Annotated in this window: 12 protein-coding genes; 7 read left to right on the top strand and 5 right to left on the bottom strand. The window is 49.1% G+C overall.

Features of this window, described 5'->3' with window-relative positions:
• The first annotated feature begins 11 nt into the window (after positions 1-11).
• The 3 genes from GF404_05985 (at position 12) to GF404_05995 (ending at position 4,162) form a co-directional block, all read left to right on the top strand.
• On the top strand, positions 12-1,229 hold the full coding sequence (locus GF404_05985) for an aminotransferase class I/II-fold pyridoxal phosphate-dependent enzyme (protein ID MBD3381728.1): 1,218 nt from the start codon (positions 12-14) through the stop codon (positions 1,227-1,229).
• Positions 1,226-2,875, top strand: a complete 1,650-nt coding sequence (pckA, locus tag GF404_05990; GenBank protein ID MBD3381729.1) for a phosphoenolpyruvate carboxykinase (ATP) — start codon at positions 1,226-1,228, stop codon at positions 2,873-2,875. Before GF404_05985 ends, pckA begins: the two co-directional genes overlap by 4 nt.
• Before the next feature lie 345 nt (positions 2,876-3,220).
• Positions 3,221-4,162, top strand: a complete 942-nt coding sequence (locus tag GF404_05995) for a hypothetical protein (GenBank protein MBD3381730.1) — start codon at positions 3,221-3,223, stop codon at positions 4,160-4,162.
• Positions 4,163-4,299: 137 nt separating this feature from the next.
• On the opposite strand, the gene GF404_06000 is transcribed toward GF404_05995, so the two are convergent.
• Positions 4,300-4,785 (bottom strand): hypothetical protein, encoded by a 486-nt coding sequence (locus GF404_06000; protein MBD3381731.1) that lies wholly within the window; start codon positions 4,783-4,785, stop codon positions 4,300-4,302.
• A 526-nt stretch (positions 4,786-5,311) separates the two neighbouring features.
• Here GF404_06000 and GF404_06005 point away from each other — a divergent pair.
• Entirely contained in the window at positions 5,312-5,704 is a 393-nt protein-coding gene (locus GF404_06005) for a RusA family crossover junction endodeoxyribonuclease (GenBank protein MBD3381732.1), read from the top strand.
• 7 nt (positions 5,705-5,711) lie between these two features.
• Positions 5,712-6,359, top strand: coding sequence for a hypothetical protein (locus GF404_06010; GenBank protein ID MBD3381733.1), 648 nt, complete (start codon positions 5,712-5,714; stop codon positions 6,357-6,359).
• Between the two features lie 71 nt (positions 6,360-6,430).
• On the opposite strand, the gene GF404_06015 is transcribed toward GF404_06010, so the two are convergent.
• From GF404_06015 to GF404_06030, 4 genes are all read right to left on the bottom strand, one after another.
• Positions 6,431-6,655: a DUF2892 domain-containing protein gene (locus tag GF404_06015; GenBank protein MBD3381734.1), complete on the bottom strand. Its 225-nt coding sequence runs from the start codon at positions 6,653-6,655 to the stop codon at positions 6,431-6,433.
• 87 nt (positions 6,656-6,742) lie between these two features.
• A complete protein-coding gene (locus GF404_06020) occupies positions 6,743-7,675 on the bottom strand; it encodes a transketolase family protein (protein MBD3381735.1) in 933 nt (310 codons plus the stop codon).
• A 10-nt stretch (positions 7,676-7,685) separates the two neighbouring features.
• Positions 7,686-8,549, bottom strand: a complete 864-nt coding sequence (locus GF404_06025) for a transketolase (GenBank protein MBD3381736.1) — start codon at positions 8,547-8,549, stop codon at positions 7,686-7,688.
• Between the two features lie 60 nt (positions 8,550-8,609).
• Positions 8,610-9,215 carry a dephospho-CoA kinase gene (locus tag GF404_06030; protein MBD3381737.1) on the bottom strand — a complete coding sequence of 202 codons (606 nt, stop codon included), beginning with the start codon at positions 9,213-9,215 and terminating at the stop codon, positions 8,610-8,612.
• A gap of 513 nt (positions 9,216-9,728) precedes the next feature.
• On the opposite strand from GF404_06030, the gene GF404_06035 reads away from it, so the two are divergent.
• Both GF404_06035 and GF404_06040 read left to right on the top strand, forming a co-directional pair.
• On the top strand, positions 9,729-12,770 hold the full coding sequence (locus tag GF404_06035; GenBank protein ID MBD3381738.1) for a TonB-dependent receptor: 3,042 nt from the start codon (positions 9,729-9,731) through the stop codon (positions 12,768-12,770).
• Between the two features lie 21 nt (positions 12,771-12,791).
• On the top strand, positions 12,792-15,079 hold a 2,288-nt coding region (locus GF404_06040), incomplete at its 3' end, for a hypothetical protein (GenBank protein ID MBD3381739.1).

Below are 15,079 nucleotides of genomic sequence, written 5' to 3' on the forward strand. Positions count from 1 at the left end.
GCATGGTTCCTATGAGCATCAGTTTAATGGCACGGGAGATTGCCGAATCCCCGACTCTCATGCTGAATGAGAAAGCGCGGCTTCTGCGTGAAAAAGGGGAGAAGGTGATTCATCTCGGCGCGGGCGAGCCAAAGTCGAAAGCACCGATCGAGGCGATCCTATCCAGTGCGGCCCAGCTATCGTCTGCGGAAGTGCGGTACACCCCGACTGAAGGGATTCCGATCTTGATCAAGGCGATCGTTCGCTATATGGAAGAGAATTACAACAAGGTCGTTTCCAATAAAAACATCCTGGTCTCAAACGGCGCAAAGCAGGCCTTGATGACTGTCTTGATGACGATTCTGAATCAGCAGGATGAAGTTATCATCAACGCCCCTTACTGGGTTAGTTACCCCGAGATGATTAAGATGGTCTATGGGCGTCCGGTGATAGTTACACCTGAGGACGGCCGGGTTCAACCGCAGATGGAAGATATCGCCGATAAGGTCGGATCTTACACTAAGGCGATCATTCTCAATAGCCCCAATAATCCATCGGGCGCCGTCTATAACGAGGATTTCATCGGCGAATGTGTCGAATTCTGCGAGAAGAAAGATATCTACCTGATCATGGATGATATCTATCACAAGCTGGTGTTTGACGGCAAGAGCTGTCCGTCGGTATACAAATATTCGAAAAAGGATCTCGAAGATTCCAAGATCATCGTCTTAAACGGTGTTTCCAAGCTGTATGCCATGACCGGTTTCCGGATCGGCTGGGTTGTTGCCGCTCGCAAGTTGCTGGAAGTTATGATAAATGTGCAGGCCCAGACAACCTCCTGCCCGCCGGTAGTATCCCAGGCCGCCGCAGCCGGTGCCCTGAATGGCATTCAAAGTGGTGTCGAAAGCCTCAGGCTGACACTGCAAAACAACCGCGATGTAATGTACACCGAGTTAAAGGCGTTTGATGGTGTCCATGTATACAAGCCGGAAGGGACTTTTTACTGCCTGGCGGATTTCTCCAACTACGAAAAGGATTCTACAAAACTGTCCCAGAGGCTTCTGGAGAAAGTCTTTGTAGTGACAGTGCCGGGTGTCGAATTCGGCATGGAAGGTCATCTCAGGCTGAGTTTCTGTGGTGGAATCAAGGGCATTATGGAAGGCGTTGAGCGCATGAAATGGGTGCTCGATCCAAATTCGCCCAATGAAATATACATCGGTGACCGCAAACTTGTGAGGGATTGGCAATGAACAACGTACTCGATATAAAATCACCATGTGAGAATATCGCCGAGGAGCGCAAGTCCGATTTCGGGCTCGAGAATCATGGCCTGACCAATCTGCGCAAGGTCTATTGGAACCTGACTCCTCCGGCCTTATATGAAGAAGCGATGTTTCGTCGCGAGGGCAAGCTGAGCCATCTCGGCCCGCTCTGTGTGACGACCGGTAAACATACCGCCCGTGCCGCCAAGGAAAAACTGGTGGTGCGCGAGTCAACTACTGAAGACAAGATCTGGTGGGGACAGTACAATCGCCCGATCTCGCCCGACAGTTTCAGCCAGGTGCTGGGGCGAATGCAGGGCTTTTTACAGGGGCGTGACCTGTTCGTGCAGGATTGCTACGGCGGGGCTGATCCGAACTATCGCCTCCCATGCCGGATCATTACCGACCTGGCCTGGCACAGCCTGTTCGCGCGCAATATGCTGATTCCGCTCGAGACTATGGATGAATTCCGTCGCTTCGTTCCGGAATTCACGATCATCTGTTCGCCCGAGTTCAAGGGACTGCCGCAGATGGACAGCACTGTTTCAAAAACTTTTATATTGCTTAACTTCGAACAGAAGCTGGGATTGATCGGCAACACCGGTTACGGTGGCGAAATCAAGAAATCGATCTTCACCGTCATGAATTTTCTGCTTCCGCTTCAAAATGTGATGACCATGCATTGTTCGGCCAATGTCGGTAAAGATGGTGACTCGGCTCTGTTCTTCGGGTTGTCCGGTACAGGTAAGACTACTCTCTCGGCTGATCCGCGCAGAAACCTGGTTGGTGATGACGAACATGGCTGGTCGGACGAAGGTATCTTCAATTTCGAGAACGGTTGTTATGCCAAGGTGATTTCGCTTTCGCCGACTGCAGAGCCGGAAATCTATGCCTGCACTCGTAAGTTTGGCACCATCCTGGAAAATGTAATCTACGACCCGGTCAGCCGTCAGCTCGATCTCGATGACGATACCCTGACCGAAAATACCCGTGCCTCATACCCGTTGACATATATTGACAATGCCGTTCCCGACAAGATGGCCGGTCATCCCAAGAACGTGATTATGCTGACCTGCGATGCCTCCGGCGTGATGCCCCCGATTGCAAGGCTTACCCCGGATCAGGCTCTGTATCATTTCATCTCAGGTTATACAGCCAAAGTTTCCGGTACCGAAATCGATCTGGGACTGGAGCCGGAGATTACGTTCAGTGCCTGTTTTGGCGCACCGTTTATGGTGCATCACCCTTATTTCTACGCTGATATGCTTCGTAACAAGATCATCCGCCACAAGGCTTCCTGCTGGCTGGTCAACACCGGCTGGACCGGCGGACCTTTCGGTGTCGGCAAGCGTATTTCAATCAAGTACACACGCGCTCTTCTGGATGCCGCTTTGAGCGGTCAGTTGCATGATGTCGAATATCGCAAAGACGATGTGTTCGGGTTCGAGGTGCCGAAGTCATGTCCGGGTGTGCCTGATGATGTGCTCGTACCGTCGAGCTCATGGCCGGATCAAGCCGCCTATGATCAGAAGTACGATCAGCTCGCCTCGCTCTATATCGAGAACTTCAAAAAGTTCGCCGAAGGTACACCGGCAGAAGTGGCCGCCGCCGGCCCCGTAAGACGCAAGAAGTAAAGAGTAAAAACGCCTGGCAGATATCATTTCTGCCGAGGAAAGAAAATAAAAAACCGCCAGGTAATCACACCGGCGGTTTTTTATGCATTTAAATGTTTATATATCAAAAAAGTATTATCAATAAATTGCGCTTTGAGGATATGATCTGCAGTAGATTCATAGAATCAGTTAGAGTATAACAATAATTATGCAAAGATGAAGCCGATAAATCTATCTCAGCAATAAATCACCTTAGTTAAAAGAGCAAAAAGACCTGATCGTATTTAACCATAAACTTATTGACAATACGATTTCAACAGAATAGTTTGATCAAAAAGCTACGCCTGTTAATAGAAGAAGCATCAAATGAACAAGGAGAGAAGCATGAAGTATGGAGCCACTATAACAAAATGCTTGTTGGTGTCAATGATTATATTGATAAGCGGATCAGCAACATCATATGCCGGTGATGACATCGGACTGAAGAAACGCGTTATTGTGGGTGATTTCGAAGATAAATCATCTCATTCCTGGTACCACGGTGCTCCTCCCGGTACTGGTATGGCTGATATGTTGATCACCGCACTGGTGAAATCTGGCAAGTTCAAGGTCTATGAACGCGCGGCACTGGATGAGCTTCTGAAAGAGAAAAACCTGAGCATGTCTGACTTGGCAAATCCAGGCCTTGAAGCCAGTAAAAAGGTGATTATCGGTGATTACCTGATTAAAGCAACGATCACCGAATTCGGCTATAAAGAGGAAAAAATCGGTGGTTCATTATCCAGCAGTTTCGTCAAGGGTGGATCGCTGAAAAACTATTCCGGCCGAGTCGGAGTCGATCTGCGGATAATAAACATCGGCACTTCCGAGGTCATTCTGGCTGAAGATATCGCCGAGAGTGAAAGCTCGAAATCGATTGCACTCTCTACGGATGAATTTTCATTCGGTGACCAGAAGCGATTCGATGATCATGTGGTCGGTAAAGCTACCCGCAAAGTCATAAACAAGATCGTGGACAAAGTTGCCGAGCAGACCGGTAAAACTCCCTGGTCAGGCATATTAATAGTAGCCGATGAGTTTCTGTTTATTGACGGCGGTACTGAACTGGGCATCAAACCTGGTATGCAGTTCGAGGTGAAACGTTTCAGTAAGGAAGTCAAACATCCCAAGACCGGTAAGGTGTTGAAAGTGCTCTATGATGATGTCGGAGTGGTCAAGGCAACTGAAGTTGAAGATGGTATTACAACTGTAGAAGCGGTCTCTGGTTCAGGTTTTGCTGAGGGGGATATGGTAGAACTCAAAAAGTAGCTTACAGCCTAAAGCCTTCGCGGGAATTGCAAAATAGCTGATAAAAAAGCGGGAACATAATTGGTCCCGCTTTTTATTTTATCCAGACAATACATACAAGGTTGACGCAATAAACTAGCCATTATTTTAATCGCGGGCTATGATTCGCTCCATGCCTTCAAATGTTCTACCATGACATTGAACAAGCGTTCGTTGAACCATTGATCAAGTTGCATGAATCCAGAACTCGTATAGAGTACATAGTTAGGTGAAGGTTTATATTCTCCAATCCGGCCATCTTTGACTTCGACCGCGCCGATAATATCCTCCTGGGGAACATCTACACCGGGCTTTTTCGTACGGGCGTCGATTATGTAAACATAACCCTCATTCTGCTTCTCGGCTTCTTCTTTGACAGGAGCATATTCGTTAACATTGTCAGCGATTACTTCATGCAATAAATCCACGAAGGCCTTGTTCTGCACGAAATTCTCCGGTACGAAATTCTGGGGATCCTGAATGATCTGCCCCATGATACACTCCGGTGGAAGCCCTTTGTTCTCCGACAGCATATCGCTCGGTATAGGTGAAACGAAATATTTAGTGGTGTCATCTTCGGCGTTCTTTACATAGTATACGTACATACCGACCCCTTATTATTTTCGAACATAAACGTCATCAATTGGTCTCCATGATACTATATGTCAGTGAACATGTCAATTGTTCGCATTATTTATCTTACTGCTAATATTTCAATGGATAAAATTCGGATAAAGCTGTTGACTTTTTACAGATCATACGATAAATTACCTGATGTCTACGCCTGAACAGAGTTAAGACAACATGACCAGCAAATACAGGGGATCAGCCCTTCACAGATAAATCAAATTATGTGCAAATCGGCACGTGCACGTGATGAGCCGTATGTGTTTGGCGGGATCGGTTTTATGTGTGATGTTTATAGTTATGCTGGCTGTTAATAAAATATTACGAATTTAATCTCTCGACCTCACCGATACTGGTGTTAGCCTTATTAACAGGAGAGCGGACAAGATACCGTTCTTCTGTTTTTTATTATCATAGTTGCATGACTTTCGGAATCCAAATTGACAGAATCGATTCGATCGGCTATATTCATCAGTCTGTAAAACGCTGTCGCAGGATAACCGCTTGGATTCGTTTGAGTTTACAATTGAAGGTACCCCGATCTCTCATCAGGCCAAAAGCCGCAGGCTTTTAGCTCGATGGCGGGCGAAGGTTCGTAAAACCGCCCGCAAATACTGGCCTCGTGGTCAAAAACCGATCGAGACAATGATATGTGTTACTCTAACTTACTTTTACAAGTATGAAGCTCTCGACGTCGATAACATGATCAAGCCGGTCCAGGATGCGATGAAGGGGCTGGTCTATCTTGATGATTCCCAGGTCACCGATGTGTACAGCCGTAAACGCAAACTTAATTCCAGCTTCCGGCTGTTAAATGTCTCGCCCGGTGTGGCGCGGGGGTTGACCAGTGGACGGGAGTTTTTGCATGTTCTGGTAGAAGATGCCAGCATGATGTAGACATTATATGAGAAAAACCGGAGTACAAAGAAGACGCCTGACCGCTCTGGCGCGGGAATATGCCCACAAGGGTTACGAGGTCAATGTAGCACCGTCACGCTCAGAGTTGCCTGTATTTTTGCAGGATTACAACCCGGATATCATTGCTGAAAGTTATGATGATAAAGCTGTAATCGAAGTCAAAACCGGAAGAAGCCTGGTAAGAGCCAAGTATCTGGCGAAGCTGGCCAAAGCGATACTGGATAATCCCGGATGGCGGCTCGAGTTGATTGTATGCAATCCGCAGATAAGTCAGCCGATCGAGGACGATATACGTCTGTTGAACCGCGATGATCTGGTGAAGCGTATTGAGGAAATCCGGCATCTGTTAGAAAACAATCAAATCGAGGCGGCGGTTCTCCTGGCATGGTCGGCGATCGAAGGAGGCCTGCGCCTGAACGCCAAGAAAGAGGGGATCAGGCTCAAGGACAGGTCACCGTCGTATATCGCCAAAAAGATGGCCAATATGGGCATGATCACCCAGGCTGAATTCGAAATACTGCTCGAAGCGATCGAACTGCGCAATTCAGTTATACACGGTTATAAAACCGCACAGGCTGATTCGGAAATCGTTCTCGATATGCTTGAAATAATCGAAGATCTGTGTGCAGGGTGATGCCTGCGAATCAAAAAAGCGCCGCTGAAAACGGCGCTTTAAGTCATTTCATATTATTGACTACCCTGAGGTTAAGCAGATTCGGAATGCGCCGGATGTTCGGTTTTATGCTTCTCTTTACGGGTCGATGTGCCCAGTATAGTATAGAGAGGACACCATCCGGAAAGAGCTGTCAGAAGCGGAATGAGGCCCAACAGGCCCCAGTATGTCTGCGGTCCCCAGAAAATCAGGGAAAGCACAAACAATCCGACTACAACTCTTATGACTCTTTCGATATTTGCCATATTACGTTTCATACTATCATCCTCCTTTTATAACCTGTAACAAGGATGAGGATGATATTGTTTCGATTGATTGCTGTATTTGAATTAACGAGATGCTTGTCAGGCTTTGTGCTTGAGGATTTTATTTGTGGATGAGATTATGTCTGACGCTTTAAGATTGTATTCCCGCATCAGCTCCTCCGGCTGACCGGAACATCCGAATGAATCAAATATCCCCACGAATTGCATCGGCACCGGATGATTTCGAACTACCAACTCGGCGACTGCCGAACCGAACCCGCCGTAGACCTGATGCTCCTCGGCGGTAACTATCGCGCCACATTTTCGGGCGGAGTCGATTATAACTTTTTCATCGAGCGGTTTTATCGTGTGGATGTTCACCACGCGTGCTTCGATGCCAACTTTTGCAAGCTCATCTGCCGCCACCAGGGCCTCATGGACCATGACACCGCAGGCCAAAATGGCGACATCGGAACCCTCGCGGTAAATATCAGCTTTGCCGAATTCGAAAGGCCGAGCTTCATCGCTGACAACCGGCACACTTTCACGCCCGAAACGTATATAGACCGGGCCCTGAATTTCCGTCGCGGCCATGACGGCCTTTTTGGTTTCATAATAATCGCAGGGAACTATGATCTGCATGTTGGGAAGTGAACGCAACATCGATATTTCCTCCAGCGCCTGGTGGGTTGCGCCATCGGGGCCGACCGAGATACCGCCGTGAGCACCGCCGATCTTGACATTCAAGTTGGAATAACAGATCGTCACCCGCAACATATCCATGCATCTGCAGGTTGCAAACGCGCCATAGGTGGTGAAGAAAGGTATTTTTCCGACCAGTGACAAACCCGACGCGAGGTTGGCCATGTTCTGCTCCGCGATACCGACTTCAATGAACCGGTCGGGGAATTTCTCGGCAAAAAAGCTGACATTTGTGGAATCGCGCAAATCTCCCACCAGAACGACCAGATTGTCATGTTTTTTACCCGCTTCTACGAGGCCGTGGCCGAATCCGACCCGGGTTTTCTTCATTTCGATTCTATCAGCCATTGCGCAACCTCTCAGACCATTCCGAGTAACTCGTATCAAGCTCCGCCAGAGCTTTTTCACCTTCTTCGGGGGTGGGCGGTTTGCCATGCCATTCCGAGAGATCCTCGATAAATGATACACCTTTTCCCATTACTGTCTGGCCAATTATAACCGATGGCTTGCCTCTGAACTCGCTTGCCGCGCGGTATGCTCCCAGGATTTCTTCCATGTTGTGGCCGTCGATCTCATAGACATTCCAGCCGAACGACCAGTATTTCTCAGCCAGCGGAGCGATGTTCAGAACATCCTCGACTTTGCCGTCGATCTGCCTGTGGTTGTAATCGATAACCGCACAGAGATTGTCGAGCTTGTAATGTCCGGCAAACATAACCGCCTCCCAGATCGAACCTTCCTGTTGTTCGCCGTCACCCATGATAGAGTAGACCCTGCGGTTGGAATTATCCATCCTGATCCCATAGGCCGAGCCACAGGCTATCGAGAGGCCCTGTCCCAGGGAACCGGAGGAGACCTCGATTCCGGGTGTCGGACCGCTTTTGGGATGACCTTCAAGGTGGCTTCCGAATTTACGAAATGAAAGCAGATCTGAAAGGGGGAAGTATCCGGCTTCAGCCAACACGGCATAGATCAGAGGACTTACATGGCCGATCGAATAGAAGTTCAGGTCTCGCCTGGGATCGTCGGGATTGCGCGGGTTATGGTTGAGAATATTGAAATACAGGGCGCAGGCCAGATCGGCGCAGGACAGAGGCCCGCCGGTGTGACCGGTTTGAGATTCAATCAGGAGCGTGATGATATCGCGCCTGATATCCAGAGCCTTTTCGTTTAATTTCTCGTTATCATAGTCAAATGGATTCATGGCCTGATTATAATAAGCAGATTCGATGCGGGCAAATTAAAAAGTCGAGCTGAAGAGTTATCAGGATTTCCGGGCGACTTTTATGCGTTCGTAGACCTGGCGGGTTTTATCTCGAAGCTCAGAGAGGGTACCGTTGTTGTGAATTACAAAATCTGAAACCGCAACCAGGTCCTCGATCGGTTTCTGCGACGAGATCCTGTCCTTGATTTCGGCCACGGTAAAGCCGTTTTTAACCGCGCGTGTAATCTGGTCAGCCTCGGGCGCGGTTACACAGATCGTGTAGTCGACTTTCTCGTGCCAGCCCCAGTCCACCAGCAGGGCGGCGTCGACGATAACAAAACCGCATTTGGGATCGGATTCGCAGACTTTGATTTCTTCGACGAGTCTCTTTAGAAGCTGGGGGTGAACGATTTCATTCAAAGTTTTTCGCTTTTCGGGCGAAGCGAAGACGATTTTTCCCAGTTCTCGCCTTTTCAGTTGGCCCTCTGCTGTTACTATGCCTCTGCCGAAGGCGCGTATCAACTTGGAAAGAACTGGTTTATTTTTTTCCACCACCTCGCGGCCGATTTGATCCGCGGATACAAGCCGTCCCCCGAATTCAGCGAAGGCTTCGGCTACTGTCGACTTTCCGGATGCGATTTGACCGGTAACACCAAGTTTCAACATATATTCCAATATATGAAATATACACCTAAATTGTTGCAATTTTTTCGATTAAGTGGCTCTAAAACCTTTAGAATACGATCGATATGCCGAATTATATTAGTGAGTTTGTAAAAGATTCTCAAATAGGTAACAAATAAGGTCGTATATTAATTGGCTGGGAACGAAGAGGTGGCAAGCGTCTCTCTGTCCAAATTCTGTTTAAACTGTTGACAGTTTTTATCTTGACAAATTTTTTAAAACTTTTGTATTTTTCTACTGCTTGCGACAGGGATGCCTGCAACGCTTTTGAGGGCTAATAACTGGCTGTGTATATGAGGGTCATGGAAGACTTCTCCATCTTTAGCATTCTTTTCGAACCGCACCTGACGAACGGTGGGGGCGTTTACCGTCTACATAAAATATATAATGTGGTCATAAATGAGCGATTTCAGTTATCAGCAAGGAGGTTAGTATAGGTAATTTGGTAAAAAATTTAACGTATTTCTAAATCATTTTTTCGCAGGAGGTAAAACCTTGGGTAAGCACAGCAAGATATTTTATCTGTTGACTGCACTGATCGGCCTGATGCTTCTGACATCGGGCGTCAACGCAGCCAACATCGGTAAAATTTCAGGTAAGGTGGTTGACCGCGACACGGGAGAACCTCTACCTACGGTCGCTGTTTCTGTGGAAGGTACCGACATGGGTGCTCTGACAGATATCAACGGTCAGTACGTCATTTTGAACGTGCCGGTAGGAGAGTATTCGATCAAAGCTTCTCTGGTCGGCTACCAGCCTGTGATCAAGCAGGGTGTTTTCGTGTCCGTCGACCTGACAACTTACGTTGATTTCGAATTGACTTCAAAGGCAATCGATATCGGTGAAATCCAGGTCGTACAGGCCGAACGTCCCCTGGTTATCAAAGACCAGACCTCAACTTTGCGTCTGGTTTCGGGCGATGAAGCCCGTAATATGCCGACTCGTGGCTATCAGGATGTGGTCGGATTGTCAACCGGTGTGGTGGCATTCCAGGATAACTCTTCGGTCCGCCAGCGTGGCGGCAACGAGTCATCCAATTCTCCCACCCTGAATATCCGCGGTGGTCGCCAGAATGAGGTCGCCTATCTGGTCGACGGTTTCGCGACTTCGGATCCGCTGACCGGTTTGGCAAATCTAAGTGTCAACAACAACGCCATCGAAGAAATCTCGATCACCACCGGTGGTTTCAATGCCGAATACGGCTGGATTGCCTCGGGCGCGATTAACGTTACTACAAAAGAGGGTACCAAAAATTATTCCGGTAACCTCGAGGCTGTAACCAGTGAACTGACTGACGAATATGGCTACAATATTTACGCTTTTGACTTGACCGGTCCGATCATTCCGGGCAACGAAAGGGCATCATTCTTTGTATCCGGCGAGCGTCGTGTTCACCTCGATCGTCAGCCTCATGCCAAAGCCGGTGATGAACCGCTTCCGCACAATGACCTGCGGGGCTGGACATGGCAGGGCAAGTTGCGCTACGATCTCAATCAGGCAATGAATCTTCGCCTGGGTGTGATCGGTTCTTATGACAAGTGGAACCGTTATATCAGGTCATATCATTTCAATACTGCCCATGCGCCAAAGTATGAGGACGTCAATAACTCCGTCAATTTGCAGTTTACGCACAATGTCAGCAAGCAGACCTTCTACACTGTACGAGGCGCATATTTCCTGACCAAGCGTACTTCAGGTGACGGTGTCTATTTCGATGACCTCTGGGGCTACATCCGTCCGAAGGGCAATAAGGCCTTCGACGCTACCACCCTCTTCAGGACATGGGATGATCCGGAAACGTATTATCAGGTCTGCTGTCCCGGCAATACCTGGTGTTCAGAGCCTCTCGGCCCGAACGATTCAATTCCGGATGATGCCCCCTGTAGCGCCAGCGAGTTGACCTATCGCTACGATTATTACCTTCTTTCAAATGATGAGGGTAACTATGTGGACAGCTCGAAGCTGGATGAAAGCTATGTGCTCGATGATTTCACCAAGCGTAGATCATCGTACTACGGTTTCGATTTTGACCTTACACATCAGCTTAACAAAGCTAACGAGATAAAAGTCGGTTTCGAATACCAGCGCCATACCCTGCGTTATCTGCGTCATGTCACCCCGATCCAGCTTTATAACGGGCCGGGAGTCGGTACTCAGGATATGGATAACTATGGTTATGACCTTGAATTCCAGTATGACGAAGACTCCAGCCTCACCGGTGTCAAAGTGGTTGACCAGGATGACGGCTGGAATGCCGCTAAGAACCCGTATAACTTTGCACTCTATATTCAGGATAAGTTCGAGTGGGAAGGCCTGGTGATCAATGCCGGTCTGCGTTATGACTACCTGAATGTCAATACGTACCGCCTCAAAAACGAGGCCTGGCCACTTGATCCTGACAGCCTGGCAATCAAGTTCCCGGATAATGATGAGTATACCGAAGAGGCCCAGAAGCTGACTTTGGATGATCTCGAGGATGCCGAAGCAGAGCAGAGGATTTCACCTCGTCTGGGTATCGGTTTCCCGGTCACCGACAAGACCGTCTTCCATCTCTATTATGGTAAATTCTTCCAGCGTCCGGAATTACAGTACCTGTATGTCAGCTATGATTACCTGTTCTACATGATCGACGCGCATCCTTACTTCAACCCGATCGGTAACCCGAACCTGGAGCCCGAAGAGACTACCGCGTACGAAGTCGGTGTGACTCATCAGCTGGGTGACAACTCCAGATTCGATATTACCGCCTACTATAAGGATATCCGCAACCTGACCCAGGTCGATCACGTTCCGGTCGATCCGTTTGCCTATGACACCTATACCAATAAGGACTACGGCACAATCAAGGGGCTTGAGTTCGCCTTTAAGCTGAGAAGAACCAACAATATCGCCCTCGATGTTGCCTATACTCTGTCCAAGGCTCAGGCCACCGGATCATTTGCCAGCACTCAAAACAACGTCGCCTGGACCAATTCAGAGGAACCCCTGCGGATTTCTCCTCTGGATTTTGACCAGCGTCACAAACTGACTGCCGTAGTGGATGTCCGTTCCGGCGCCAAGGAAGGCCCGATGCTGGGCAACTTCTATCCGCTCGAGAGAGCCGGGTTGAATCTTGTCTTTAATACAGCTTCCGGAAATCCATATACTCCGGCGGAAATCTACAACGAGGTAACCCTCGGTTCGGTTACGCCCACCCCGCTCAGCTCGATCAATTCGCGCTACGGTCCGTGGACTTACAGGATCGATTTGAAGGCCAATAAGACCTTCACGGTCGCCGGTTTGGATATGGATGTTTACCTGTGGATTCTGAATGTCCTGAATACTGAAAACGCCATCGATGTCTTCGAAGGTACCGGCCGTCCGGATGATACCGGCTGGCTCGCGACAGGCGAAGGTCAGGCATTTATCAATACACATTCCGATCCAGACCCGGTTACCGGCATGACTGGTGAAGAGATGTATCAGTTCAAGCAGAACGATCCTAATAGCTATGACCTCCCGCGCGTGATCCGTCTGGGTGTCAGGCTGAGCTTTTAAATAGGAAGTTAGGAGGAAAGGATGCGATTAAACAAGACCTTTATCTTTCTGGTATGTCTGGCGCTTATGACCTCCATGGCCTGGGGGTTATCACACCAGACCGGAAAGGTACAGTCTACGAATGTATCCCAGATTTTGGATACACGGACATATTTGGATAAAAACAAGTTGCTGGCATTCATCTATAACGACGGCAACTTCTGTTACGACAACGCCAACGTGCTCGGCAAGACCGACGGACTGTACTTCCCGCGTGGCTCCAAGAAGACTGTTATCTATGCTTCAGGTCTTTGGGTTGGAGCCAAGGTAGACGGAACGACACGTATGGCTGTTGCCGAGTTTTCCTCGGAATTCGTACCCGGGCCGATGGCCAACGGGACATACCAGGATGATCAGGCGTCATTCAGGGTTTACAAGATAAACCGCGGTGATGACGCAAACAATAATTCCGACTATGCCAACTGGCCTGCCAATCAGGGCGCGCCGGTTGACGATCTGGGTAACCCGGCTCTGCTGGGTGATCAGATGTGCTGGACGGTATTCAACGATGCCGATCCCGCCAAACATAGAAACACAGCCGCTTCAACCGCCCCGCTGGGAGTCGAGATTCAGGAATCCGCCTTTGCTTTCGGACGTTCCGGAGCTCTGGGGCAGGTTATCTTCCTGAAGTTTTTGATCATCAATAAGGGTGGAAACACGCTGGAAGACACATATGTTTCGCTCTGGTGCGATCCCGATCTGGGTGGCGCATCTGATGATTTGGTCGGTTGTGATACATCCCTGTCACTGGGTTACTGTTACAATGACGCCGGTAGTGACAATACCTATGGTACCGCTCCGCCGGCTGTCGGATTTGACTTCTTCCAGGGCCCGATCGTCGAGTCAGATAATCCGAATGATTCCGCAAAATTCCGCGGTGAATGGATCCAGGGTTACAGGAACCTTCCGATGACCTCGTTTAACCGTTATATCAACGGTACCGATCCACACAGCTATTCGGAATCATACAATTATATGCAGGGGCTCGAGCCGACCGGTGAACCGCTGGTTGATAACAATGGAGACACAACCACATATTTCTTTGCCGGTGATCCGGTCACAGGAACCGGCTGGCTGGACGGTAACTCCGCTGACCGTCGTTTCATGATGTCCTCCGGTCCGTTTACTATGGAACCTGATGACACGCAGGAAGTCGTGGCGGCTATCTGTGTCGGCCAGGGAGCCAATCGTCTCTCCAGTATCACCGCTCTGAGAACTGTTGACCTTCAGGCTCAGACCGTATTTGACCAGAACTTCGATATCCCGAGTCCTCCGCCGACTCCGACTGTTTACACTCGCGGATATGATGGCAAGATCGACCTGGTCTGGACTGACAGCTCAATCAACTACGTTCAGGACTATCGTGCCAGCCTGGGGCAGTTCTACTGCTTCGAAGGTTATAATATCTACCAGGCAGAGTCACCGACCGGTCCCTGGACTCGTGTGGCGACTTACGACTATGAACCCAGCGTGATGCAGAGGGTGTTTGAGGACACCGTTGGAGCCAATATCGTTGTCTGTAACGAGGATTCCACCTCGTGTGACACAATTGCGCGTCCCTGGGATTTTACCAAGATCTATCAGGATGTCGCTAATCCCGCCAAGGGTGGTTCTGAACGGATTATACAGCAAGCCGGAACTAATTCCGGGTTGGTGCATCATCTCAGTTTCAGCACCAGTTTCCTCGACGGCGGTCCGATTATCAACAACAGGCCGTACTACTTCGCGGTAGCTCCTTATGCGGTCGATGTCGATAAAGTCACCTCGGAAGATTCATTCTTCGTAGGACAGAACTTCGAGGGGTTCATCTCAGAACCGCTCGAAAATGTACTTGTACCGGTTACTGCAATCGGCAAGAGCAGCGGCGCGGTTTTCATCGATACCGCTCAGCATGTCAGTGGACCCTCACAGGGTATGGCGATAGTTGAATATCTCAATTACACTGACACTACCGCGGACGACTACGAAGTTGTCTTTGATACTACTGAAACTGATGGCAGTGTGGTCTGGGATCTGAAGAAAAACGGCGCCGTCGTTTTGGAAGATCAATCCAATCAGGGCGGTGGCTACGATTATGAGATCTACAACGGTCTTATGGTCCGTGTAATGGGTCCTGATCCGGATATCGCTCCTCCGGCCGATGCCTCCAATGGTGGTGTTATCGAGACTGCTACCGCCGATGGTACAATCGATCCGGATAACGTTTTCTGGTCATGGAACTCAACCGGTGAATACTATGTCTCTTCTGATGTTCCCGGGTCCGGTTACGA

The organism is Candidatus Zixiibacteriota bacterium (genome assembly GCA_014728145.1).
Classification (GTDB): Bacteria; Zixibacteria; MSB-5A5; order JAABVY01; family JAABVY01; genus WJMC01.